This is a genomic window from Pseudoalteromonas aliena SW19, assembly GCF_014905615.1.
Taxonomy (GTDB): domain Bacteria; phylum Pseudomonadota; class Gammaproteobacteria; order Enterobacterales; family Alteromonadaceae; genus Pseudoalteromonas; species Pseudoalteromonas aliena.
In genome coordinates, this window is the sequence record NZ_AQGU01000026.1 from 330,106 (window position 1) to 355,792 (window position 25,687).

Genomic DNA, 25,687 nt, shown 5'->3' on the forward strand with positions numbered 1-25,687 from the left:
TTACCTCCGTTGAAATAACGCCATAGTTTCAATATGCCCTGTATGAGGAAACATATTCATTAGCCCTATTTTATTAAGATCAAAACCTGCTTGCGATATAATAGCGCTGTCACGGGCTAAAGTAACAGGGTCGCAAGAGACGTATAAAATTGTTTTAAACTGCTTTAAAGGTAGCTGCTCCAATACAGCCATTGCACCAGTACGAGATGGATCTAATACGAGTACATCTAAATCTTTACTAAACCACAGCGCATTTTGAATTTTCTGCGTTAAATCAAAACAATGAAACTGCGCATTTGCAATAGAGTTAGTTTGCGCATTTTGCGCCGCCATTGCAACCGCTGAAGTAACCCCTTCTACACCTGTTACTGTTTTTGCTTGTTTTGCCAGCACGAGCGAAAAGTTGCCAATACCGCAAAATAAATCCAAGATATTTTCATCGCCATTTAAATTAAGCCAATCTACTGATTGCTTCAGCATAGCTTGGTTAACTTGTGAATTTACTTGGATAAAATTATCTAAACCGAATTCAAACTTAAGATTAAATTCTTCAAGATAGTAAAACGGCATTGCTAAATGCGAATGCTCAATGACATCACTCTCGCCTTGCCATACAATGTCATACTTATAATGCGAAGCTGCCTGCTCTACTAATGCTTTAAATTCATCAGAAATCACTTTTGTATGACGAATAATAACAAAGCTATGGTCATCACTTTCGCACAATTGCAGGTGGCTTATACTGTGCAGCGGCTTATATTGATTAATTAAATCATCAAAAAGTGTAAATATATCTGCGAATGCCTCACTTAACACGGCACATTGATTAATACTTACAATATTTTTTGAGCCGCTTGCTCTGTAGCCCACACGCATTTTTTTAGCAGCTTTATCAAACATCACAGCAATACGCGCACTGCGCCTATAGTGTGTTGATTTACTTAATAACGGGGTTTGCCAGTTTAAGTTTTTTTGTTTTGCGAACTTTTCAAATAACTGATTAACCGCAGTTTGTTTTTCAGCAACCTGTTGGCTTGCCTCTAAATGCTGTAATTGGCATCCGCCGCAATGATTATAGTGTTCACAAAAAGGCGCTACTCGTGCACCACTTGCTTTAATAACCTTGTGTGTAATTGCACTACTATAACGTGCTTTATCATCAACAAGCGTTGCTTTTACTTGTTCACTTGGTAATGCACCGCTTACAAAACACACTTTGTTATTGTATTTTGCGATACCACGTCCTTGATGATCCATTGCAGTAATATCAAGCACTACTGACTTTTGTTGTAGTGGCTTTTTTTTTGCTTTAAAAATTTGTGCCATTTGGCATTACCTTAAAATGGTTATAGGTTAAAACAATAAATGTACTGCTATAGCAGAGGCTTTGAGAATAGGTGTTGAAACGTATATACTCGAAACATACTAATAATGATAAACGTTCCCATTATGACTAAATTAGGCTTACGCGATTCTGTTTTAACACTGACCCTGATCCCGACGGTGATCATTGGATTATTGCTTGGTGGTTATTTTACAATAAATCGTTACATTGAGCTTGATGAAATTTTATATCAGCAAGGCGCCACAATTTCTGAGCCTCTTGCGATTGCGCTAGAGCAACCCTTATTTGAAAAAAACAAACAACTGCTCAGTCGCTTAATTAGCTATACGCACAATAAACATTCGCCAACGGTAAAATCCATAGCTATTTTTGATAATAATAACCAATTAATAATGACCAGCAACTATCACCGCTCTTTTGATAAGTTGATTAATCAAAAAGTGATGCAAAATTTAAATACAACTCAAATACAAGTTTCAGAAAAATTAGTTACTTTTTTCACTCCAATTATTAACCACTCCACCCATGACTCAAAATGGGATCCATCTGCATTTCACTCTCCGTTAGGAACGGTTATTTTACAGCTAAACAAAGACCAAGCTGTAATAGGGCAACAGCAAGCATTACTAGTGAGCGGTATTGTCATTATTTTATCTTTGATATTTGCCGCTATTTTAGCATTTAGATTAAGCCGTATGTTTATGACGCCGCTTAATAAGTTAGTACTCGCAACCGACAAGCTTGTTGAAGGAAAAAGAAGTACCGGCCTAAACGAGAGTATGATTGGCGAGTTTGAATTACTTCGAGAAGGTTTAAATACTATTGCCCATACTATGGTGATGCAAAAAGATGAAATGCAAAAAAACATAGATCAAGCAACCAGTGACTACCGTGAAACACTAGAACAATACGAGACTCAAAATATTGAGCTCACAATGGCAAAAAAAGAAGCGCAAGATGCTAACCGTGTTAAATCTGATTTTCTAGCCAAAATGAGTCACGAATTGCGCACCCCCTTAAATGGGGTAATGGGCTTTACTCGCCAACTTTATAAGACGCCACTTAATAAGCATCAAAAAGATTACCTCGATACAATTATGCTTTCAGCCAATAGTCTAATGACCATTATTAGCGATATTTTAGACTTTTCTAAATTAGAAGCCGGCGCAATGGAACTTGAGTCAATTCAGTTTCAATTACGAGATGCTGTTAACGAAGTAATGACGTTGCTAGCACCAAGTGCTCACGATAAGCAGCTTGAGTTATCAATCTATATAAACTCACAAGTGCCTGATGATTTAACTGGCGACCCTACTCGCTTTAAACAAATACTCATTAACCTCTTAAGTAATGCCATAAAATTCACCGAAAAGGGCTCAATTAAAGTCGATATAAGTTACCGATTACTCGATGAAGAACGCGCATCGGTATTAGTCGCCGTAACCGATACCGGCGTAGGCATCCCAATGGATAAGCAAGATTCTCTATTCACTCCATTTGGTCAAGCCGATTCAAGCATAACGCGTAAGTTTGGTGGAACAGGCTTAGGGCTTATTATTACCAAGCATATTGTTGAAGCAATGAGCGGGCGTATAACACTCAACTCAGCGCCTGGTAACGGAACATGCTTTACTTTCAACAGCATATTTAGATTACCCAATCATGTATTCACAAATGATTTGCCTAGTAAATCGCTTGTTGGTAAGCGTATTTTATATTTAGAGCCTCACGAACACACGCATCACGCAGTGTTGTCGTTATTAACACAATGGCAAACCAATGTTACCGCTTGCTTTAACGAAACAAGCTTTTTAGATGCGATAAAAAATCAAGAGTTTAAATACGATGTTTGCTTAATTGGACACATGGCGTCTGTTGATGACATGCAAAGACTAAAAAGCTACGTTAAAGCAGTGCGCGACTCAACTGATTACTTGTATCTAATGCTAAATACTGTTTCGCATAATATGCGTGAAGCATTTATTGGCAGTGGTGCAGACGCCTGCTTAAGTAAGCCTCTCAATCATCGCAAATTGTGTGAAGTGCTGGCAGCGCCTTACCGCCTTGATCACCCTGTTCATAACATCGAACAAAATGAGCAGCAGTTACTGCCACTTAAAGTGCTTATAGTAGATGATAACGATGCGAACTTAAAACTAATTTGCACCTTACTTGCAGAGCAAATTGAAGCAATGGACACAGCTCATAATGGCTCTCAGGCCTATAGTTTGAGCAAAAGTCATAAATACGATGTCATCTTTATGGATATTCAAATGCCGATTATGGACGGCATCACGGCATGCAAACTAATACAAGAATCATCATTGAATGAAGATACCCCTATTATTGCCGTCACAGCTCATGCACTGCATAGTGAAAAAGAACAGCTGCTTAAAGATGGCTTTAAAGGCTACCTAACAAAGCCAATTGATGAAGATATGTTAAGACAGATTATTAGCGATCACAGCCCACAAACACCAATCAATCGCGATAAAAGTAAAAAGAATACTCCACAGAGCCCTGCACCATTTGAAAGTAATCGTATTGACTGGACTCTTGCATTACAGCGCGCAGGTGGGAAAAGTGAGCTCGCGTTAGAAATGCTTAATATGCTGTTGTTAAGCGTACCAGAGACCCTTAATTTACTCATTAAAGCTATTGATGACAAAGATTGCCAGCAAGTACTCACTATCGTTCATAAATTTCATGGTGCATGTTGCTACACAGGCGTGCCAAAGCTTAAATCATTAGCTGAAACAATAGAAACATCACTTAAAAGTGAATGTACTTTAGATAATATTGAGCCTGAGCTTTTTGAACTGCAAGATGAGCTTGAAAATTTATTGATTGATGCAAAAATTAATGACAAAAGCAAAAAAGACGCACTATAAGTAAGCGCGTCTTTTAAAAAATAATTAACCTGAACTCTGGTTAAGATATTTACTAATATATTGAATCATAATGATATTTAAATTTATTTTTCTCTAGCCAGAGATTTTCAGTGAAAACAAGGCGAACTTACGCGTCAATAGCTGGCCTATTGCAAGTAAATTCAACGTAGTTAGCGCTGAAAATAGCTGCTTGAGATAGATTTATTATCCAGAGTTCAGGTTAATTAAGTACGTGCTTCAAGCATTAAGCGTTTCATATCACGAACCGCTTTATCTAAACCATCAATGGCTGCGCGGGCAATAATAGCGTGGCCAATGTTTAGCTCATAAATCTCTGGCATCGCTGCAATTGGTTTTACATTGTGATAATGAAGGCCATGTCCTGCATTTACAATTAAGCCAATACTGGCTGCATATTTCACGCCTTCACGAATATGCTCTAACTCTTTGTGTAAATCAGTATCATTTGTTGCATCAGCATATGCGCCAGTGTGTATTTCTACATAAGGCGCACCGCATACTTTTGCCGCATCTAATTGTGCAATATCCGCATCAATAAATAGCGATACTTTAATACCCGCATCGGTAAGCGTTTTTGTTGCGGCTTTAATTTTATCTATATTACCCGCTACATCTAAGCCGCCCTCGGTGGTTAACTCTTCGCGCTTTTCAGGTACTAAACACACGTACTCAGGCTTTACTTCAAGCGCTATTTTTATCATTTCATCGGTAACAGCAATTTCAAAATTCATCCGTGTTTGAATCGTTTTAGCCATTACATAAACATCGCGATCTTGAATGTGGCGACGATCTTCACGTAAATGAATGGTGATGCCATCAGCACCAGCATGCTCAGCAACACTGGCTGCATGAGCAGGATCAGGATAAGTCGTTCCACGCGCTTGGCGAAGCGTTGCAATATGGTCAACGTTTACACCCAAAAGAATATCTTTCATTATTTTACCTGTAAAATTACGTTTATTGAGTAGCCGCAAATAGCTCACGACTTTTTAATGGCTTATTACCTAATAAAGGCTTTAACAAATATCGACTTAATTGTTTTGCCATATATAACACATCAGTTTGGCTAAAGTCATGATTTGCTATTGCATTTAGTTGTAAACCACTAAAACCAGAGCGATTATCATCTTGCACTAAAAATCCAAACTCAGGGAAATAGCTATACGTTTGCTTTTCATCTATTGGCTCACCACTGGCGTCAAAACTAAAATCGACTCCATAACCAAGTAGTTCTAATAATTGAAATTCGTACGAACGAAGCACTGCTTGTAAATTAGCACCACTGTTTAAATTTTCTAAATGTGTTTTATAAAGTTCAAAAACCTGCTCTATAGGCTCGTTTATAGGCACAATCCGGTTAGTTAACTCATTTAAATAAAAGCCGCAATAAAGTTCATCACCTTTTAAAAAAAGTGGTGCGCCGTGTAGCTCAAATTTATTGATGTACTTTAGATCGTACTTGCCACTGTAATGAACAAGCAGGGGTTGAAAAGGTTGTAACTGGGCTTTGTGTTTAGTGGCCTGGCGGCCACTAATTCGTGCAATCATTCTAAGCTGACCAACACCTTCTACTAACATATCAAGCATTACTTGCGAGTCACTATAAGGACGTCGATGTAATAAATAGGCAGTGTAGAAATCGCTATCCATATACTAGGTAGCTTTTTAGTTTAGTCTTCACCGTAACCTAAGCTTCGAAGTGCTCGCTCGTCATCAGCCCAACCTGATTTAACTTTTACCCAAAGCTCTAAAAACACTTTATTATCAAGCATTTCTTCGAGATCTTTACGCGCTTCACGGCCAATAACTTTAAGCTTTTCGCCCTTATTACCAATAACCATGCGCTTTTGAGTTTCACGTTCGACTAATATTAAGCCGTTGATGTGCCAAATACCATTTTCTTGCCATTTAAACTGCTCTATTTCAACAGTAACTGAATATGGAAGCTCTTCACCCATGAAGCGCATTAGCTTTTCACGAATAACTTCAGCCGCCATAAAGCGCATTGAACGATCGGTTACATAATCATCAGGGAAGTAAAATTCACATGGCTGTAAACGTTTAGTTACTTCAGCCTTAATCAAGTCTATGTTCTTACCTTGTTTTGCAGATACCGGCATGATGCCTACAAAATCAAACTTATCACCTAGCCACTTCATGTGCGGTAACACAAGATCGCGGTCTTTAACTTGGTCAATTTTATTAATAACTAATAATACCGGCTTACCACTTTGTGATACTTTGTTAAGTACCATATCGTCATCAGCATTCCAGTGAGTGCCTTCGACAACAAATATAATAAGCTCTACGTCACCAATTGAACTTGATGCTGCACGGTTCATTAAACGGTTAATGGCACGCTTTTCTTCAACATGTAACCCTGGCGTATCGATATAAATTGCTTGGTATTTACCTTCGGTATGAATACCCATAATACGATGGCGGGTGGTTTGCGGTTTGCGAGAGGTAATGCTCACCTTTTGCTCAATGATTTCATTAAGTAAAGTTGATTTACCAACGTTTGGACGTCCTACAATAGCGACCATGCCACAAAACGTATCTACATCGCCGTCATGAGGTTGTATTAGAGTATCAAGATTCATTTTTAATTATCTTCAATGCTTTTTCAGCAGCTTTTTGTTCGGCTTTACGGCGCGAGCTACCAACAGAAATTATGCTATCCATTCCATCAACAATACATTCAACCGTGAATGTTTGATTGTGTGCTTGGCCTTGTGTATCAACCACAGTATAGCCTGGCAAAGGTAACTTACGGCCCTGTAGATGCTCTTGCAGCAAGGTCTTCGGATCTTTTTGATTAAGCCCTGGTGAAATAGCATCCAAGCGTGATTCATACCACGCCAATATTAGTTCGCCACAGCGCTCAATACCTGAATCTAAAAATGCAGCGCCAATAATAGCCTCTACAGCATCAGCAAGGGTTGACTCACGGCGGAATCCACCACTTTTAAGCTCACCTGGACCTAGGCGCAGGTAATCACCAAGACCAAATTCAAGTCCAAATTCAGCGAGTGTTTGACCACGTACAAGCGTTGAGCGCATGCGACTTAAATCGCCTTCACGCGCTTTAGGAAATTTAGCATAAAGCGCATTCGCTATTACAAAGCTCAAAATAGAATCGCCTAAAAACTCTAGTCGTTCATTATGTTGACCTTTATGACTGCGATGCGTCATTGCCTGTTCAAGTAAACCTTGATCAGCAAATTCATAGCCAATTTTATTGTATAGTTCGGTTACATTTTTTTTCATTGTTACTGAATATTACCTAGGCGTTCAAAACGAACACCAGTTGGAACCCATCCTGGTAAAATATCATCTGGGCCATTCTCAAATTCAAAACTCATCCATATAAAGACAGCTTTACCCACCAAGTTTTCTTTTGGTACAAAGCCCCAAAAGCGACCATCTTGGCTGTTGTCGCGGTTATCACCCATCATAAAATAATGATCAGCAGGAACAACCCATTCATCTGCAGGCGTACCTGGTTGCTGATAATAACGCCCTTTTCTTTCAGGTGTTTGTGGGTTAATTAAAATATCATGCGTAACCGTGGTCAAATTTTCACTTACACGTGCAAGAGGCATCGGGCCTTGCTTAAATTCGTCATCATTAATTAATTTAAAATCAATTTTGTTAAATTCATTACATAAAAGCTCACCTTTTCGGGTTTCACCTTCATTGCAGTTTGGCTGGATATATAAGCGTTTATCACGATAAACAACTTTATCTCCAGGCAAGCCTATTGTACGTTTAATATAGTCAACTTTATCATCTAGCGGGTATTTAAATACAACAATGTCACCACGCTCAGGTTCGTCCATTTCAACCAACTGAGTACGCCAGACAGGGTCTTTTATACCGTATGAATATTTTTGTACTAAAATAAAATCACCTACAAGCAAAGTAGGCATCATCGAACCGGATGGAATTTGAAACGGTTCAAAAATGAATGATCTAAAAATAGTAATAGCAGCAATCATCGGAAATATCGACTTTGCAGTTTCTGTTATTACTGGCTCTGGCGCTATTAATGCCGCTGTTTCTTCATCTAACGGAGCACCGGCAGACGTTTGCGCTATTGCTAAACGCGCTTGCCTTTTAGGTGCAAACATTAAGTGATCTATTAACCATATCAAACCTGAGCCTAGGGTTAATAGCACCAATAAAACTGAAAAGTAACCGGCCATTTATAATCCTTTGTTTTTATTTACCAACTTTTAAAATAGCTAAAAACGCTTCTTGAGGCACTTCTACATTGCCCACTTGCTTCATGCGTTTTTTACCATCTTTTTGCTTTTTAAGTAGTTTTTTCTTACGACTTACATCACCACCGTAACACTTTGCAATTACGTTTTTACGCAACTGTTTTACCGTGGTACGTGCGATAACATGCTGCCCTATCGCTGCTTGAATCGCAATATCAAACATCTGACGAGGAATAAGCTCTTTTAATGCATCAGCTAACTGACGACCACGAGACTGTGCACCATCTCTGTGAACAATAATCGCAAGTGCATCAACACGTTCACTGTTTATTAAAATATCAACACGTACCATATCTGATGTTTGGAAGTGTTTAAAGTTATAATCAAGTGATGCAAAACCACGGCTAGTTGATTTTAATTTATCAAAAAAGTCCATGACCACTTCAGCCATAGGTAGCTCGTACGTAACAGCTACTTGCTTACCGTGATAAGTCATTTTTGTTTGGCTACCGCGCTTTTCGATACACAAAGTAATAACATTACCTAGGTATTCTTGTGGTACCAAAATATTAGCTTCAACAATCGGCTCACGAATTTCTACAATATCGTTTACTGCGGGTAAGTCAGATGGATTATCAATCTGAAAAGTACCTTCTTTAGTAACGATCTCGTAGATTACCGTTGGTGCTGTTGTAATTAAATCAATATCGTATTCGCGCTCTAAACGCTCTTGAATGATTTCCATGTGCAGCATGCCTAAAAAGCCACAGCGGAAACCAAAACCAAGTGCCGTTGAATTCTCTGGTTCAAAGAATAACGACGCATCGTTTAAGCTTAATTTGTTAAGTGCATCACGGAATGATTCATACTCATCTGATGCAATTGGAAACATACCCGCATAAACCTGTGGCTTAATTTTTTGAAAGCCAGGTAAACGAAGTGGTGCCGCATTTTTTTGATGAGTTATCGTGTCGCCCACTGGCGCACCATGTATCTCTTTAATGCCAGCAATAACAAACCCTACTTCGCCAGTTCTTAAAATACCCGTGTTAGTTTGCTTAGGTGTAAATACACCCACTTGGTCAGCGGTATGTATATGCTCGTTCGACATTATTTTTATTTTGTCGCCAGTGCGTAATTCACCATGCTTAATACGCACTAGTGATACAACGCCCTGGTATGGGTCAAACCAAGAATCAATAATAAGTGCTTGTAGAGGCCCATCTTTATCGCCTACTGGCGGTGGAACATCTCTAACAATCATTTCGAGCACTTCGGCAATACCTACACCAGTTTTAGCGCTACATTGCACGGCATCAAGTGCGTCAATACCAATTATTTCTTCAATTTCTTCTGCAACTCGAAGTGGATCTGCCTGCGGTAAATCGATTTTGTTCAGTACAGGGATTACCTCTAATTCCATTTCAATAGCCGTGTAGCAGTTAGCTAATGTTTGTGCTTCCACACCTTGGCCGGCATCAACAACAAGCAGTGCACCTTCACAAGCAGCTAAAGAACGCGATACTTCATAAGTAAAATCAACATGCCCTGGAGTATCGATGAAATTAAGTTGGTAAGTTTCACCATCATTCGCTTTATAATTCAACGTTACACTTTGCGCTTTAATGGTAATACCACGTTCGCGCTCAATATCCATTGAATCCAAAACCTGTTTTTGCATTTCACGGTCGGTTAAACCGCCACAAACTTGGATCAAACGATCTGAAAGGGTCGATTTACCATGATCAATATGGGCGATGATCGAAAAATTACGGATATGCTTCATAAACTGGATTCTATACTTCTATTTTAATGGACTAACTATGAATACCTAAGTGACTTGAAAATACTTACTTTAGGATGCGATGAATTCAGCGTGTGTGTAACAGACTTAACTCATGTTTTTTAAGATGGGTTTAAAATAATTTATTCTTTTAATAACAATAATTTAGACTTAACTAAATTAAATGGTTCAACCAGATAAAATAATTTTAAAAACCACTGTCCCCTGTATTTCCAAGTTACTTTGGTGTAAAACGGCAATTTTACATTTAATTGGCGTCAATCACCATCTATTTGAGTTAAAGGGATACTAATTGGGTGAATTTTTATTACTTTTATATCGTGTTTAAGTGATTTAACGCGTGTTTTAGCTATAAAAAAGCCAAACATTCCACCAATAATCGCAGCAAGTATTTGCCAGCCTTCAGATAATAAAAACAACTCTGATGTAATCAATGCAAAGATGAGACTAAAAAATAGTGGAAGCATATACACAGCAAAAGCGTGCTTTACAACATAGCTATCATCTAAGGAAAGGGTAATCTTTTGACCGATCTCAACAGGTGAGTCAAATTTATAGGGAAGTGTTTTTTTTTCTGTACCAAACAATTTGCTAAATACTTGTGAGCCACAACGACCATTACACCCTTCGCAAGCTTGTTTTTGCTGTGCTTCTAAATGTGCAGTGTGGCCATTTAAGGCCACAATGGTGAGAGTTTGTTCAATCATAACAATCCTTACGAATCGCTTATAATGCGCGAGTCACTGACTCAGCAATTGCTTTTGCAGTCATGCTCGGGACATTACCAACAACCGATACATCAAAATTACCACCATTATGCACGTATACAGTCGTTGCGCCAGACGTTAATGCACCGCTTAAGCGCTTACCTGGTAACGGGCGCTGTATAAATACCGATACATCAACAAAACCATCTGAAAACAAGTAGTAATCTGTTAACTCATTATTTAAATCTAATTTATGTCTATCAGATTTTAATAGCTTAAAACCATCAGGTAACCAACTGATTTTCCAGTTTGTTACTGCACTATCTGTATTTTCGATAGTACTTTCAGGTAAAGGAGTCGGAAAATCGCGATTAAGAACCTCAAGTAACATAGGTGCAGGCTGCTCTGTAACACTAATATGTGTTAACTGCAGTTGCTCCAACGCTTCGCCTTTATGATTAACATACGCCGCTTTTAATAATAACGACGACTCCATATCAAGCCAAATCCAGTAGTTATATTTGTACTCATCTTTGGATTCAATACGCACTAATTGAGCCGCTCGACCTGCAATACGACCTTTTCCACCAAGTACAAAGTCATAATGTGCACTTAATCGTTCAATATTTTTAAATAGTACTTCAGGAATTGGACCCGCAATCGAGTCTGTTTTAAGGGAATAGGGTTCTGATTGTGGCTCGAAATAAGTCACCTGATCATTAACGCGAACCATTTCAAGGCCAGCGCCATTGAGTAAGCTTAAATGCTCAAGTTCTGTATTGCCTTGTTTGGCATGGACCCAGCGATACGGCTCCATCGTTTTACCTTTCACAACAACAAACGAAGCATCAAAGTTACGATTATGAACGGCATTAGCCATTTCGAGTAATAGGTTTTTTGCAGGATTTGTGTCGCTAGCAAGTACATTAAAACTTAATGCTAACGACAGAACAAAAGTGATTACTTTCATTTAATTAGTTTTTTCCGTCTTGCGCTTTCGTATCATTTTGCGCTGTTTGGAGCGAGTTAGCAACACGTGCTTGACGTTGATGTTCTAAAACTAATGCACCAATACGTTGCTGTTGTAATTCGCGTAAACCTTGTTCAGCATTTTCAAGCGCAGGTTCAGATGAATAACTCACTGGAGACGCCATTCCTGTTAAAGGTGTGGTTTGCAATAACGGGATTTCATTTTGCTGCTCGTTATTTTGAGGAAGTGTATTAACTCCCACAATAGCAAACATCGCGACACTTGCTGCAATTGCTAACTGAGCCACCGGCTTACGCCAATTAAACGCAACAACATTGTTACCTTGCATTGTTTCAGTAATTGCTTGAGGCTCTGTATTTGGCTGGTTGAAGTCAGCATAAACAGGCTCGTTTTCTAATGCTAATGCAACGCGATCGCTAATATCAATATGTATGTCCTGATTATTTTTTTGAGCACGCATTGCATCACCAATTAACGCATAACGACCAAACGTAGCGACATCGTGATCTGCAACTTTTGCATCTGTTAGATGTTGCTCGCCATCAAGTAGTGCTGATAACGTTTCGTTATCTAACTTGTTGAGGTGTGCTTTTGTCATACTAAGACTCGCCTATTAATGGGTTTAATTTGTTATCAATTGCTTCACGGGCACGAAATATACGCGAACGTACCGTCCCGACTGGGCAATCCATTACCACGGCTATTTCTTCATAGCTCATCCCTTCGATTTCTCTGAGGGTAATTGCGGTTTTAAGATCTTCAGGCAAACTATCAATCGTATTAAAAATAACAGCGCGCACCTCTTCGCTTAAAAGAAGGTTTTCAGGGGATGCATTTGAACGCATCGAATCCGCACAATCATAAAATTCAGCTTCTTCAGCATCTATATCATTTGCTGGCGGTTTACGGCCCTGCGCTACTAAGTAATTTTTAGCACAATTAACGGCAATACGGTATAACCAAGTATAAAAGGCGCTATCACCTCTAAAGTTAGGAAGCGCACGATAAGCTTTAATAAATGCTTCTTGTGCTACATCAGCAACATCACCTTGATTCGATACATAACGTGAGATCAAGCCTGCAATTTTGTTTTGATACTTCTTTACCAATAGGTTAAAGGCATTTTTATCGCCTTGCTGAACCCTTTTTACCAGCACTAAATCTAATTCCTGCTCGCTCATTCGAGCCGGTACTCCTATGTCTGATTTTTGCTTGTTATTCATATTATCGCCATTGTTCACAAGTACTCTGACCCCGACATGAATAAAAAGTTCTGCTTAATATTATTTTTATATAAAATAGTTGATAAATAACAGCACTAAGCTATTAAAATCACTACGTAGTAATATGACAAATATGATACAACTACAGATATTGAAAACAAATATTGCTCTATTAGGGCATTGTAACCGCAAAGTACCCCTGACATGAACCAAAATAAACATCACATTGCAGATGTCGCTATTATCGGTAGCGGCGCAGCTGGATTATCACTTGCCTTGTCTTTAGCTAACTATTGTAACGTTACCGTGATCAGCAAAGGCGCACTCACTGAAGGCTCCACTCTTTATGCGCAAGGCGGTATAGCGGCTGTATTTGATAAACAAAATGACAGTATTGAATCGCATGTTGAAGATACATTAGATGCTGGCGGTGGTTTGTGCGACAGGGAAGCTGTTCATTATACTGCAAGTAATGCACATGACTGCTTACAATGGTTGATTGACCAAGGCGTGCCTTTTGATATGGAGTTTGACAGCAAAGGTAAAGAGCGTTTTCATTTAACACGAGAAGGCGGCCACAGCCATCGTCGTATTTTGCATGCCGCTGACGCAACTGGTAAAGCTGTGCAAACGACACTTATAAGCCAAGTAAAGTTACATAAAAACATCACTCTACTTGAGCAGTATAACGCAATTGATTTGATTTCAGATAAAAGCGCGGGTAAAGCGGGCTCACACATTGAAGGTATGTATGTGTGGAACAAAAAAGCGAAAAAAGTAGAAACTATTTCAGCTAAATTTGTAGCCCTTGCAACTGGCGGTGCTAGTAAAGTGTACCTTTATACATCAAACCCAGATGTATCAAGCGGTGATGGCATTGCAATGGCGTGGCGGGCAGGCTGTAAAGTAGCTAATATGGAGTTTAATCAATTTCATCCAACAAGCCTGTATCACCCTGAACTGCAAAACTTTTTAATTACTGAAGCGATGCGTGGCGAAGGTGCCTACCTAAAACGCCCTGATGGTACCCGCTTTATGAAAGACTTTGACAGCCGTGAAGAACTAGCACCTCGAGATATAGTCGCGCGGGCAATCGACTTTGAAATGAAACGCCTTGGTGCAAACTGCGTATACCTAGACATTAGCCACAAAGACAAAGAATTTATTATTGAGCACTTTCCGACTATTTACGCAAAATGCTTAAGTGTAGGGCTTGATATAACCAAAGAAGCAATTCCGGTTGTACCGGCCGCACATTACACGTGTGGCGGTGTAATGACCGACTTTAATGGCAAAACCGATTTAGATAACTTATACGCTGTAGGTGAAGTTGCTTATACGGGCCTACATGGTGCAAATCGGATGGCGAGTAATTCATTACTAGAGTGCATTGTTTTTGCCCATGCCGCTGCAAAAGACATTTTAAGTAAATTAGAGCATGCACCAGAGCCGATGGTATTACCAAATTGGGATGAAAGCCGTGTTAGTAACTCCGATGAAGAAATTGTAATTACTCACAACTGGCATGAACTGCGATTATTTATGTGGGATTACGTCGGTATTGTACGCTCAACTAAGCGCTTAGAACGGGCGCTGCATCGTGTCGAATTATTACAGCAAGAAATACACGACTATTACGCTAATTTTAGAGTAAGTAATAACTTATTAGAGCTACGTAACTTAGTGCAAGTTGCTGAATTAATAATAAGAAGTGCAATGGAGCGAAAAGAAAGCCGTGGTTTGCATTACACGATTGACTACCCAGAGCAAAATGAAAACCCAACACCGACTATTTTGAATCCGCAGCGCGATTAATCGCGCTTAGCGTAGCCCGCTTTAAGCGGGTATAACTTTGCTCATTAACGCCGTTGGCTGAAATAATTAGCCAACGGTTATTACTAAAACCTTTAATATATAGCCACACACTGTTGCCAATAATACGGCTTTTAGAACTTATTTCGCCTTGAATCTTAAGTGAGTCACTTTCAAATCTAAATAAATTTGACTCTAAAATGACAACCCCCTGCACCGGATGCGAATCGACAGTTTTACGCCAAACAAATAGCCCTGCCACCGAACAAACAACCACACAAAAAAACATGGCTAATATGGAGTTTAAAAACAAACACAAAACTAAAGTGAGCGTACAAAAAAAGACCACAATCGGTTTGTGGTCTATTTTGTTATTTGTAACAGTAAATCTATACACGAACTCTATCTAGAATAAGTTGAACCATGGCATTTAACTGCTCATCTTTACATTCTTGATGGCCCATAAACCATGCGAATAAATCAGGGTCTTCTTCAGTTAGCAAACGCTGAAAAATAGCTTGCTGCTCTGCATTTAAAGAATCGTACGCGTCTTCAACAAACGGCATAAACAAAACGTCTAGCTCTAACATACCACGACGACAAGCCCAACGAATACGTGCTTTACTATGAATTTCAACCATTTTAAACCTCATACTTAATTGACTCGAGTTTAACAAATACACAGCAATTTAGCAGCTATTAATCTCTCATTAAATAATAAACCCACAGCAGTAGGCGCTTGTCTGTACCATACGTAACAACTGCGTTATTATGTCACTTCATTTATTTTGCAAAGAAGGTTTTTATGTCGAGCGTTTATGCATGTCCATTATCTCATCAACTTATTAGCCTTAACGGCGTTGATAAATTATCTTATCTGCACGGACAAATTACTCAAGATCTTAATAAATTAACCAGCAGCAATTATTTATGGGCTGGTCATTGCAGTGCCAAAGGTAAGCTTTGGGGTGTATTTAAATTATTCTCACATCAAGATACCTACTACCTTACAGGCAGTGAAGGTGAAATAGAAAAATCGCTAGCAGAACTTAAAAAATACGCCGTGTTTGCAAAAGTAGAGATCAGTGCCGCTTCGCAACGGTTAATTGGCTTAATTGGCGATGATTTAACTGACGTATTAACACAACTAAATATAACGTTTGAAAACGATTCTACAGCATGCGATTTTAATCATGGTAAAGCATTAAAACTGGCTGATAATCGCGTATTACTTATGGTTGATAATCAGTTTAGTATTCCTGACAATATATCGACTCTTGATACGGACGCACCATGGCAACAAGCGGCAATTTTAGCAGGTGAGCCGCAATTAAGCAGCGATGCTATAGGTGAGTACGTCCCACAAATGGTTAATTTACAAGCAATCGAAGGTATTAGCTTTAAAAAAGGCTGTTACACAGGTCAAGAAACAGTAGCCCGGATGAAATACCTTGGTAAAAATAAACGCGCCATGTATATCGTTTCAGGTCAAAGTGAAGGCGTACTTTTAGAGCCAGACATAGAAACCCAATTAGGCGAAAATTGGCGTCGTGCGGGCAAGCTCATCGCGCAAAGTTTTGATGACCAAAAAAATATATTAACTGGCCTCGTTGTGTTGCCAAACGATACTGATGTAACTCAAGTACTTCGTGCAAAACACACACCTCAGGTGGAGCTAAGCATTCTGCCTCTACCCTACTCTCTTGAAGATGAATAAATAGGAATGACTATGATCGTTGCGGCAAATAAAGTAGTAAAAATGCATTATTCGGTAATGGATAATGATGGCAATAGCATTGATAATTCGTTTGGTGGTGAGCCACTGCATTTTATTATTGGCACAGGCTACTTAATTTCAGGCTTAGAAAATGCTCTACAAGGAAAACAAGCAGGCGACACGCTTAGTGTGAAAGTTGAACCTGAAGACGGTTACGGCGAACGCCACGACAACCTTATGCAAGCTGTGCCTAAATCCATGTTTGAAGATATGGAAATTGAAGTCGGTATGCAATTTCGTGCATCAACAGATGACGGCGATCAGTCTGTAATGATCATCGATATTCAAGATGAAGAAGTGATTGTAGATGGCAATAATCCGCTTGCAGGCATTACACTTAACTTTGACGTAGAAATACTTGAAGTGCGCGATGCAACACAAGACGAATTAACTCACGGCCATGTACACGGCGAAGGTGGATGTGGTCACGATCACTAAAATTGTGCAAAGCATGTAAAAAAGCGCCTAAGGCGCTTTTTTTATATCATATTATTGCGCTTAACCGCTTTAGGTTCGCTTTTTGAAGAGCTTGGTAACGCTACTGACACTTTATTCTCTTTTAAGGCTGCTAATAACCCTTTTTGATCATTAGTGCCGACTCGATACATAGTGCCATCTTTAAGCGTAAGTTCAATTGCACTAAAGCCAGACACTGTATATACCCAACCATCATGAGTTATACGTATGCCGATACCATGTCGATATGAATTTTGAACTGCTTTTGCTTCAGTAACTTCGCTAAGCAAAATACTTTGCCCAGCAACACCTGGGCCAAAAGCCCAACTGATTTTTTTATCGTCTACCTTTACTGTTAACCCGTGAAACAAAAAACCCACCAGCACTAAAATACCGGAAAATATTATTAAAGGTCCATCAGCGCCTAACAAGTTCCATGCTAGCGCAACAAAGCCACCAATCCACGCAAGTACAAAAAAGATAAACACGGCATACTGTTTATGTTGGTACATACTACTCTCTAAAATTAAATAAATACTTAAAAGTTATACACTAAAGTGGCACTCAGTTCTGAATCAAACTTAAGTTTGTCATCTTCGGGTTTTGAATTATAACGGTACATATACGCAAATTTAAGCGATACCGCACCAATCACTTGGCTTATCAATGCTGTTTCTGACTTTAGGCGAGAATTAAGACCTGAAAGTGACTGTTCAATGCTTAAATCTTGATTAAAACGAGTTCGCTTTGACACTAATCGCTCCCATTGCATAGCAACACGTACTAAGTAGCCGGTTTTATTTATTTCATCGTCACTCACATCCGAGTCATCATCAGCTACTGAGCGGTACAAACCTGGCCCTATATCAATATCTACTTTGTTTTTTGAACCTTGATATACACGCGCACCATAACCTGTTGCAATCGTACTTTTAAAATCAAGCCCACTAAACTCATCTTCCTCATAGTCGCCGTAAATAAAAAAGGATGAGTTCTTTACACCCACTTTATAGTTACCTTGCGCCGATATAAACACACGGTTGGCAGTTACGTCACTGTCGCCCGTCTCATCATTTTCGTCACGCTTATAAAGGGAGTCTATTTTGAATTGATTGCGCCAGTTCTCAAAGTCTTGGTATAAATTCCCTTTGAGCTTAAAGCTAGTCGAATTGGTATTACCTTTACTTAAAATAAAGCCAAATTCAGTATCGCCGTAGAGCATTTCACCTTTGTGCAAATCATGAATTTCTTCATCTGAGAGCTGCCCGTATTTATGAAAATCTTCAAAAGGATCAACAGCCCAACTTGGGGTGCTAATAATTAAAAAAATCAAAAATAAATATTTAAGCACTATGTTCTCTCTTACACATCATTATAAATGAATAAACCGGCTGGTTTATTCACTTTCTTTCCATAGAATATGACAAAAAGGCGCATCTTTATCGCGGCTTATTAGTATCTTAGCAAATAAAACGTCATCGTTTTCGAACTCTAGACCCACTAAAACTTGCACAAAACTTTCGGGTTCTATTTCTAGGGCAACAAAATCATGCCACTGCTCATCGGGCTCATCTTCTTCAATAAAGCCAAGGTCTTCTCTAAATTCATTAAAGTCTTCGACATCTTTTTCACTTAAGTTATTTGGCGCTAACTCTAAAAAAATATCGTAAGCCTGATGAGTTACTTCTTCTACTGTATATAAACGAGGACCTGACATATTTGCTTAGCCTATGAGCTTTTAAGTAAAACTATATTATCAAATCTATACACCATTTTGATAATAAAACATTCAAATGTTCGATTTTTTTGTGCCTACTTCATACATTCTTAAATATATTTTATTTATCGAAGTGAAAGTTAAGACTTTTGCCTACCAATAAAGTCTCTCACTTTACTTAACACACATAACAACATAAGCTCAAAGCAACAGGTCGGAGGAGTATGTAATGATAAAGTTAGAAAAACAAAATGGTATTGCTACGGTTACGCTTTGCAGAGAAAAAAAACAAAATGCATTGAGTTTTGAAATGTTCATAGACTTGAGCAAGGTAATTAAAAACATAAAAAAAGATCGCAGTGTTCGCGCCGTTGTAATTACTGGCGAAGGTGATCACTTTTGCGCTGGGCTTGATGTAGCTGCGGTAATGGCATCGCCATTTAATATAATAAAGTTATTAATGAAATGGCTGCCTGGTAATCAAAATTTGGCACAAAAAGTTGTACTAGGCTGGCAGTCTTTGAGCGTGCCCGTTATTGCACAAATAAATGGCAACTGTTTAGGTGGGGGATTACAAATAGCATTGGGCGCGGATTACAGAATAGTCCATGTTGATGCCAAACTTGCCATAATGGAAGCCCGTTGGGGATTGTGCCCTGACATGGGAGCGAACGTAATGATGAGCGGATTAGTTAAGCGCGACCAAGCGCTTTGGCTTGCAAGTCATGCAAATCCTATCACCGCAGAGCAAGCAAATGAGCTAGGTTTAGTTACTCAGCTTACTGATAACACTCAGCAAGCCACGCAAAACATGATTACTACATTGCTTGAACGCTCCCCTGATACACTCGCCGCAATAAAGCGAGTAACTCAACAAAGCTATAAGCCACAACAACGTAAAATACTCGCAAAAGAAACATTCAGCCAAATCCGTTTATTGCTTAATCCCAATACTAAAAAAGCGATTGCTAAAGCAAAAGGAAAAACAGATATAACTTATGCAAACACAAAGCGCTGGTAAGACTAGGGCGTGTTGATCTTTGGTGGGTGAGTTTGCAGCAGTATGTTTGGTTTTTAGGCAAGACAGAGCCTAAGTAGTGTGGTTATTCCCCATAAATAGGCGATAACGCAGCATAAATACCAAACATGCGCTGCCCTTTGGGTTCTTTCTAGGGACGATTAACTCTTTGTTGCTCGGTTTTTACTTAGCCCACTAGGTTACAAACCTCGCGCCGCGATTTAATCGCCCCTAGATTGAACAAATTTCAATCCACAAAGATCAACACGCCCTAATGCACAAAAGAGTTTGATTTGTTAAAGTTAAGCTCTTATCTTTTCTGCGAGCCACTTTGATGAAATTTCTGCTTAGTAGCGCCATTATTTTGCTATGTTTAGCCGTTGCTAAGTTAATAATGCATATTATGGGCGGAAGCTTCCCCGCCCCATTATTAGCGATGGTTATTTTATTAGTTTTACTTTTATCAGGCCTCGTAAAAGAGCAGCACATAAAGCCCTGTGCAACGCCAATTCTAAACATTATGCCTATATTTTTTATTCCTGCTGGTGTTGGCTTTATTGAACACCTTGGGCTAATAAAATCACAATGGCCTTTTTTAGTGTCTATTATTATTTTTATTCCTCTCTCGTCGTTACTTTTAATAAGCAGTGTCATCGCTTACTTTAAAGGTCGAGAAAATAATGATTGAACAAGCAAAGCAAGCCCAAATGCTAGCACCCGATTTGTGGTGGTTGAGTGTGCCTTTTATCATCGCACTATTTTTAACGTTAAGAGCTATAAATAAGGGCATAAAGCACAGCGTACTAAAGTCACTCACTAATCCGGTTTTTTTAAGCATTGCTATTATCGCTTTGCTATTAGTTAATCTAAATCTACCTTACTCGCAGTTTGCCTCTCACAGTAAATTACTAAATTGGTTACTAGAGCCCGCGATTGTTGCTTTAGCCCTGCCTTTATATCAACAGTTTATTCATATACGTAAAAACTTATTATTAATAGTGCTTACATGCAGCATAGGTATTATTAACGCAACCTGTGTGGCGTTTGTTCTTAGCTTATTATTTGACGCTTCGGTTCAATTGAGCGCCTCGGTTGCCGCGCTAAGCGTTACAACACCAATTTCTCTTATTGTTACAGACTCATTGGGGGGCATTAGTTCGCTTGCTGCTGCTTTAGTTATTTTTATTGGCTTACTAGGGGCTTTATTTGCCATGATGTTGCTAAAATTTATAGGAATATATAATTATGAAGCACAAGGCGTAGCAATGGGAACCGCTTGTCATGCAATAGGCACCGCTGCAGCACTTGCAGAGCACCCAAAAATTGGGGCTTTTTCATCTGTCGCAATGGCATTAAGTGCACTACTAACCGCTGTAATAGTTCCCTTGCTGTATCCTTTTCTTGTTAACATTTTGCTATAGTTGGCAAATATAATATTGCCGTGTAAAGAGCCCACTATGATCAGCACCGAAATAGAGCAGTTTGAAAAATACTACACCATGCTTACCGAATACTTAGTGACCTACAGTATGCAAATTGTTGGCGCTGTTTTTATAGTACTGATTGGTTTGTGGCTAGCACAAAAACTTGCCAAAGTGGTTGCAAGCATAATGACGCGTCACAATGTTGACATCACCCTCACCAATTTTGTCAGTAGCGTTGTAAAAGTACTGCTAATTGTGATGGTTATAATTATCGCACTTGGCAAAATCGGTATAAGTGTTACTCCCTTTGTAGCGGCTATTGGTGCTGCATCTTTAGGGGCTGGTTTGGCGCTGCAAGGGATGTTATCTAACTATGGCGCTGGGCTTGCAATTATTGCCACACGCCCCTTTGTAGTGGGCGACACAATTGAAGTTAAAAATGTAAGTGGCCAAGTTAAAACCATTGAACTGGGTTACACCATTTTAATTAACGAAGAAAAAGTAGAAATTACCATTCCAAATAAACACATTGTAGGCGAAATACTGCATAACTCGTTTAGCTATTCATTAGTAAAAGGGGAAATCGACATTGCGTATAACGCGTGCTCCGACACCGCAATTAATCTCATTGAAAATGTTTTAAATGCAAATGAGTTAGTCGCTAAAAATCCTGACTCTCAAGTCGGCATTGAACGTTTTGCAGACAGTGGCGTTACCATTAGTTATCGCTATTGGGTGCCAACAACTAAAATTATTGAAACTAAACTCGCTATTAATGGCGGAGTTTATAAAGCGATTAATAGCGCTAATATAGAAATTCCGTTTCCGCAGCGCGTAATCACAATTAATAAAAGTGATTTTTAACGCACTATCACTTTTATAATCTTTAAAGGCTAACTTTACCCGTTAGCTTTATATTTTATCGTCACACGCTTTATAAATTGCATACATTATTTATTTTTTTGTTTATTATATAGGAGTTAAGTAGTACAAACCGACACCATTTAGTTTCACCATATAATAAAAACAATGAGTAATTATGAATCGTAGTCCATTTTACTTAGGCGATTGGCAGATAACGCCCTTAGCCAACTCTATTCAGCGACTAGGTAAAACAAAGCAACTTGAGCCAAAAGCAATGGATGTGCTGCTACGGCTTTGTCAGCAACAAGGTGATATAGTTACAAGTGATGAGTTACTTGATCATTGCTGGAAAAATATCGACGTTGGCGATAACCCACTCCATAAAACCATTACTCAACTCAGAAAAGCACTCGGCGATAAAGCCGGTGAGCCTCATTACATAGAAACTATCCGTAAACGTGGTTATCGCGTTATTGCAAAACTTGAGTTTCCACTCAACGATGACATAACTATAAGCGCTAATAAAGCGTGGCAAGGGGGTTCTCCCTTTTTAGGGTTAAGCGCTTATAACCCAAGCGATACACATTTATTTTTTGGCCGTAATCAATCCATAGAAACGTTACTCGATAGAGTATCGAGCCAAATTAACTTTGGTCGCGCTTTTTGTTTAATACTCGGCCCAAGCGGTACAGGTAAATCATCACTTGTGAATGCCGGTATTTTACCAAAACTACTTGATGAGCGAGGCTATAACGGCATTGGAGTTGTTTCCTACACCCAGCTCGACTTTGCAGATGTACATCAAAATAGGCTTTTTTTAGATTTAGCCTGTGCTCTACTCGATTGGGATATAAACATTCACCCCGTATTTGAAGGATTAAGCGCACAAACACTGGCAGAGCAACTACAGTACGCAATCGATGACGTAATTAACACCATACAAGCAGCGCTTAACAAAGCCGCTACGCAACTTAAAACGCCGCAATTGTTTTTGTTTATAGACCGTTTGGAAGTACTGCTCTCCTCGCCGCTATTTAGTAACGACACCCGAAGTCATTTTTTATCTGTTATTGAGCGTTTAGCGACCTCTAAAGCGGTGATTGTATTTAGTGCGTGCCGTAACGATTTTTACCCTTTAGTAGTTGAACAACCCAGCCTTATGGCGGGCAAAGCTCATGGCGCGCATTACGATTTAACCCCGCCAAATCGCCATGAACTACAACAAATTATTCGCTTGCCAGCCTTAACCGCTAATTTAACGTTTTCGCAAGACCCACACACCAAAACCCCGCTAGATGAAATACTCTGTGCCGATACCGCCAACAACCCTGATGCCCTGCCCATGTTGCAATACACACTGCAAGAACTGTATTTGCAGCGCAGTGATAATAACGAGTTACTGCACAGTATATATGAAAAACTCGGCGGTATTGAGGGTGCCATTGGTAAAAAAGCCGAAGAGGTATTTATAGGGCTTTCTCAAGCGCAACAACAGCAACTAAAAAGCGTGTTATCGCAATTAGTAACGCTAAACCCAGATGGTAAAACCATTACGAGCCGCGCGGCCCGCTTACAAGCGTTAACCAACACCAGTCAAAAAGAGCTGGTTCAAGCCATGGTCGATAGCCGCTTATTTGTATCGCATTTACAAAACCAAGAAGCTTACTTTAGCCTTGCCCACGAGGCACTATTACGCCAATGGCCACGTGCCAAACAGTGGATTAATGACCATAAAGATGCCCTTGCTATAAAAAGCCGCTTACACCACCACACGCAACAATGGCTTAATGAGCACAAAAGTAACGCCTACCTGTTAGCGCCGGGTAAACCGCTGCAAGAGGCCGTTACCTTATTAAACGACAACATATTCAAACTAGACGATGACGAACGCGCCCTTATAACCAGCTCTCTTAAACACAGTAAAACAAAAACAACCATAAAACGCGGCACCGTCGCTCTGCTTTGTTTACTTACCTGTGTTGCCCTATTTATGAGTGTTACCAGCTTTCAAGCGCAGCAACTTGCACAGCAAAAGCGCCAAGAAGCCGAAAGCTTACTAGGATTTATGGTAGGTGATTTTGCCGACAAGTTACGCAGCGTAAAGCGTATGGACTTACTTGATGGCATTAGTAATAAAGCACTTGAGTATTTTACCAATCAAGTTGATGAACCAAGCTCGCTATTTAACTTTAGTAGTCAACAAGCCGAATTTAAAAGTCGCTTTCAGTACGCGCAAACTCTGGAAGCCATGGGAGAAGTGGCCTATTCCCGCGGTAAAACCATTGAGGCCTTCACTGCCTTTGAAAACGCTCGTATTCGCCTTGAGTCACTATTAAAAGATAGCCCCAACAATCTTGAGTTATTAACCCTCGCGGGGGCCAATGCCTTTTGGTTAGGCCAACTTAGTTATGATAAAAGTGATTACGCTGCCACTGAGCCATTATTCAAAAAGTACCATACATATAGCGAAACCATGTATTCATTAGCACCGAATGATTTTAACTCGATTATGGAGCTATCGTATTCGCATAATTCACTGGGTTCTTTGTATACGAACCTATTTAACTATAATGAGGCGAAAACGAGCTTCACTTTATCACTTGAGTTAAAAAATAAGGCTCTTGAACTTAAATCAAACAACAAAAACTTATTACGCGATAAAGCCGATACCCTAAGTTGGCTTGCAAGTACAGAAGAGAACCTTGGCAATTTTAATGCTGCATTAAGCATGTATGAAAGTGCATCAAATGAATTAAGTCATATGCTAATGCTGTATCCCAACGATGCTAGTTTGTTTAAAAGTATTGCTAACATTTATATTCAGCAGAGTGTATTACTCAGTTATTTACCAAATAAGAAGCGAGCCTATATAAAAGCTAAACAGGCCACTGAATCAATAAATAAAGCTCTACTTCAAGATCCACAAAATAATAAATTTCAGCGTATGTATAATCAATTTTTAGCATATCAATTGCTTCTCTCTGCACATAAGAATATAGACAAACGGATTTATGGCATTATTAACTTTATTGAGGAAAAAAGCTTTTCTGATAAAAAAATAGTGAACACACAAATTAGTCTCATTAACTACTTCATTAAAAAAAGCGCTTGGGAAAGAGTTAATTTCTTTTTACACCAACTTGAAGGTAAGGTAGAAAACAAAGTAATTTTAACAAAAATAAATTTAATAAAAGCAAAGTTACCAGGAAACACTAAAGATCGAATCAACTATTGTAAACAAGCACAAATCACTATTTCCGAAATGGAAAGAATAACCCAAAGCGTAAATATAACTTACCCGCTGATGCAGGCGCACACTTGCTTAAGCCGCGCAAACGAAATACCCAAGATAAAAGCACGCCTAGTAAAATTAGGCATTAACAACTTTCAACTATAACTATAACTATGAAT

At 39.1% G+C, this 25,687-nt stretch carries 25 protein-coding genes; 9 read left to right on the top strand and 16 right to left on the bottom strand.

From position 1 onward, the window contains the following. On the bottom strand, positions 1-1,326 hold the full coding sequence (gene rlmD / locus PALI_RS12755; protein WP_193156083.1) for a 23S rRNA (uracil(1939)-C(5))-methyltransferase RlmD: 1,326 nt from the start codon (positions 1,324-1,326) through the stop codon (positions 1-3). Positions 1,327-1,449: 123 nt separating this feature from the next. On the opposite strand from rlmD, the gene barA reads away from it, so the two are divergent. Next, the gene (gene barA / locus PALI_RS12760) at positions 1,450-4,236 is read left to right on the top strand and encodes a two-component sensor histidine kinase BarA (RefSeq protein WP_138586626.1); all 2,787 of its coding nucleotides are present in this window, start codon (positions 1,450-1,452) and stop codon (positions 4,234-4,236) included. A gap of 224 nt (positions 4,237-4,460) precedes the next feature. On the opposite strand, the gene pdxJ is transcribed toward barA, so the two are convergent. The 10 genes from pdxJ to rpoE form a co-directional block, all read right to left on the bottom strand. Next, the gene (gene pdxJ, locus PALI_RS12765) at positions 4,461-5,192 is read right to left on the bottom strand and encodes a pyridoxine 5'-phosphate synthase (protein ID WP_193156084.1); all 732 of its coding nucleotides are present in this window, start codon (positions 5,190-5,192) and stop codon (positions 4,461-4,463) included. Positions 5,193-5,214: 22 nt separating this feature from the next. Then, a complete protein-coding gene (gene recO / locus PALI_RS12770) occupies positions 5,215-5,907 on the bottom strand; it encodes a DNA repair protein RecO (protein WP_077537168.1) in 693 nt (230 codons plus the stop codon). A gap of 20 nt (positions 5,908-5,927) precedes the next feature. Then, positions 5,928-6,860: a GTPase Era gene (era, locus tag PALI_RS12775; protein WP_182703276.1), complete on the bottom strand. Its 933-nt coding sequence runs from the start codon at positions 6,858-6,860 to the stop codon at positions 5,928-5,930. Beyond that, entirely contained in the window at positions 6,850-7,527 is a 678-nt protein-coding gene (rnc, locus tag PALI_RS12780; RefSeq protein WP_182703277.1) for a ribonuclease III, read from the bottom strand. The genes era and rnc overlap by 11 nt, the downstream gene beginning before the upstream one ends. Before the next feature lie 2 nt (positions 7,528-7,529). Next, a complete protein-coding gene (gene lepB, locus PALI_RS12785) occupies positions 7,530-8,465 on the bottom strand; it encodes a signal peptidase I (RefSeq protein WP_193156085.1) in 936 nt (311 codons plus the stop codon). A gap of 16 nt (positions 8,466-8,481) precedes the next feature. Further along, positions 8,482-10,269 (bottom strand): translation elongation factor 4, encoded by a 1,788-nt coding sequence (gene lepA / locus PALI_RS12790; RefSeq protein WP_077537164.1) that lies wholly within the window; start codon positions 10,267-10,269, stop codon positions 8,482-8,484. Positions 10,270-10,544: 275 nt separating this feature from the next. After that, on the bottom strand, positions 10,545-10,994 hold the full coding sequence (locus PALI_RS12795; RefSeq protein ID WP_193156086.1) for a SoxR reducing system RseC family protein: 450 nt from the start codon (positions 10,992-10,994) through the stop codon (positions 10,545-10,547). Positions 10,995-11,013: 19 nt separating this feature from the next. Further along, positions 11,014-11,964, bottom strand: a complete 951-nt coding sequence (locus PALI_RS12800; protein ID WP_193156087.1) for a MucB/RseB C-terminal domain-containing protein — start codon at positions 11,962-11,964, stop codon at positions 11,014-11,016. A gap of 4 nt (positions 11,965-11,968) precedes the next feature. Further along, positions 11,969-12,583 carry a sigma-E factor negative regulatory protein gene (locus PALI_RS12805; protein ID WP_193156088.1) on the bottom strand — a complete coding sequence of 205 codons (615 nt, stop codon included), beginning with the start codon at positions 12,581-12,583 and terminating at the stop codon, positions 11,969-11,971. Position 12,584: 1 nt separating this feature from the next. Further along, on the bottom strand, positions 12,585-13,166 hold the full coding sequence (gene rpoE / locus PALI_RS12810) for an RNA polymerase sigma factor RpoE (protein WP_077538947.1): 582 nt from the start codon (positions 13,164-13,166) through the stop codon (positions 12,585-12,587). A 246-nt stretch (positions 13,167-13,412) separates the two neighbouring features. Between rpoE and nadB the strand changes: the two genes are divergently transcribed. Further along, complete coding sequence (gene nadB / locus PALI_RS12815; protein ID WP_193156089.1) at positions 13,413-15,023, top strand: L-aspartate oxidase; 1,611 nt, start codon at positions 13,413-13,415, stop codon at positions 15,021-15,023. Here nadB and PALI_RS12820 read toward each other — a convergent pair. Continuing rightward, on the bottom strand, positions 14,998-15,309 hold the full coding sequence (locus PALI_RS12820) for a hypothetical protein (protein ID WP_193156152.1): 312 nt from the start codon (positions 15,307-15,309) through the stop codon (positions 14,998-15,000). The genes nadB and PALI_RS12820 overlap by 26 nt on opposite strands. 100 nt (positions 15,310-15,409) lie before the next feature. Further along, a complete protein-coding gene (locus PALI_RS12825) occupies positions 15,410-15,661 on the bottom strand; it encodes an FAD assembly factor SdhE (protein ID WP_077537158.1) in 252 nt (83 codons plus the stop codon). 164 nt (positions 15,662-15,825) lie between these two features. Between PALI_RS12825 and ygfZ the strand changes: the two genes are divergently transcribed. Together ygfZ and PALI_RS12835 are read left to right on the top strand one after the other, a co-directional pair. Beyond that, entirely contained in the window at positions 15,826-16,737 is a 912-nt protein-coding gene (gene ygfZ, locus PALI_RS12830) for a tRNA-modifying protein YgfZ (protein ID WP_193156090.1), read from the top strand. 12 nt (positions 16,738-16,749) lie between these two features. After that, complete coding sequence (locus PALI_RS12835) at positions 16,750-17,235, top strand: FKBP-type peptidyl-prolyl cis-trans isomerase (protein ID WP_077537156.1); 486 nt, start codon at positions 16,750-16,752, stop codon at positions 17,233-17,235. Positions 17,236-17,276: 41 nt separating this feature from the next. Here the strand turns inward: PALI_RS12835 and PALI_RS12840 are convergent, their stop codons facing one another. Genes PALI_RS12840 through PALI_RS12850 form a run of 3 tightly spaced genes read right to left on the bottom strand, consistent with a single transcriptional unit; the run spans position 17,277 to position 18,970 of the window. After that, positions 17,277-17,765: a hypothetical protein gene (locus PALI_RS12840; RefSeq protein ID WP_077537155.1), complete on the bottom strand. Its 489-nt coding sequence runs from the start codon at positions 17,763-17,765 to the stop codon at positions 17,277-17,279. A 26-nt stretch (positions 17,766-17,791) separates the two neighbouring features. Continuing rightward, a complete protein-coding gene (locus PALI_RS12845) occupies positions 17,792-18,604 on the bottom strand; it encodes a DUF481 domain-containing protein (RefSeq protein WP_193156091.1) in 813 nt (270 codons plus the stop codon). A gap of 45 nt (positions 18,605-18,649) precedes the next feature. Further along, on the bottom strand, positions 18,650-18,970 hold the full coding sequence (locus PALI_RS12850; RefSeq protein ID WP_077537153.1) for an HI1450 family dsDNA-mimic protein: 321 nt from the start codon (positions 18,968-18,970) through the stop codon (positions 18,650-18,652). 229 nt (positions 18,971-19,199) lie between these two features. Between PALI_RS12850 and PALI_RS12855 the strand changes: the two genes are divergently transcribed. The 5 genes from PALI_RS12855 (at position 19,200) to PALI_RS12875 (ending at position 25,673) form a co-directional block, all read left to right on the top strand. After that, positions 19,200-19,991 carry a crotonase/enoyl-CoA hydratase family protein gene (locus tag PALI_RS12855; RefSeq protein ID WP_193156092.1) on the top strand — a complete coding sequence of 264 codons (792 nt, stop codon included), beginning with the start codon at positions 19,200-19,202 and terminating at the stop codon, positions 19,989-19,991. Between the two features lie 331 nt (positions 19,992-20,322). Next, the gene (locus PALI_RS12860) at positions 20,323-20,676 is read left to right on the top strand and encodes a CidA/LrgA family protein (protein ID WP_182701104.1); all 354 of its coding nucleotides are present in this window, start codon (positions 20,323-20,325) and stop codon (positions 20,674-20,676) included. Beyond that, a complete protein-coding gene (locus PALI_RS12865) occupies positions 20,669-21,409 on the top strand; it encodes an LrgB family protein (protein WP_226894549.1) in 741 nt (246 codons plus the stop codon). Before PALI_RS12860 ends, PALI_RS12865 begins: the two co-directional genes overlap by 8 nt. Before the next feature lie 36 nt (positions 21,410-21,445). Beyond that, positions 21,446-22,276 carry a mechanosensitive ion channel family protein gene (locus PALI_RS12870; protein ID WP_138585361.1) on the top strand — a complete coding sequence of 277 codons (831 nt, stop codon included), beginning with the start codon at positions 21,446-21,448 and terminating at the stop codon, positions 22,274-22,276. 175 nt (positions 22,277-22,451) lie between these two features. Then, the gene (locus PALI_RS12875; protein ID WP_193156093.1) at positions 22,452-25,673 is read left to right on the top strand and encodes an nSTAND1 domain-containing NTPase; all 3,222 of its coding nucleotides are present in this window, start codon (positions 22,452-22,454) and stop codon (positions 25,671-25,673) included. Positions 25,674-25,687 lie beyond the last annotated feature (14 nt).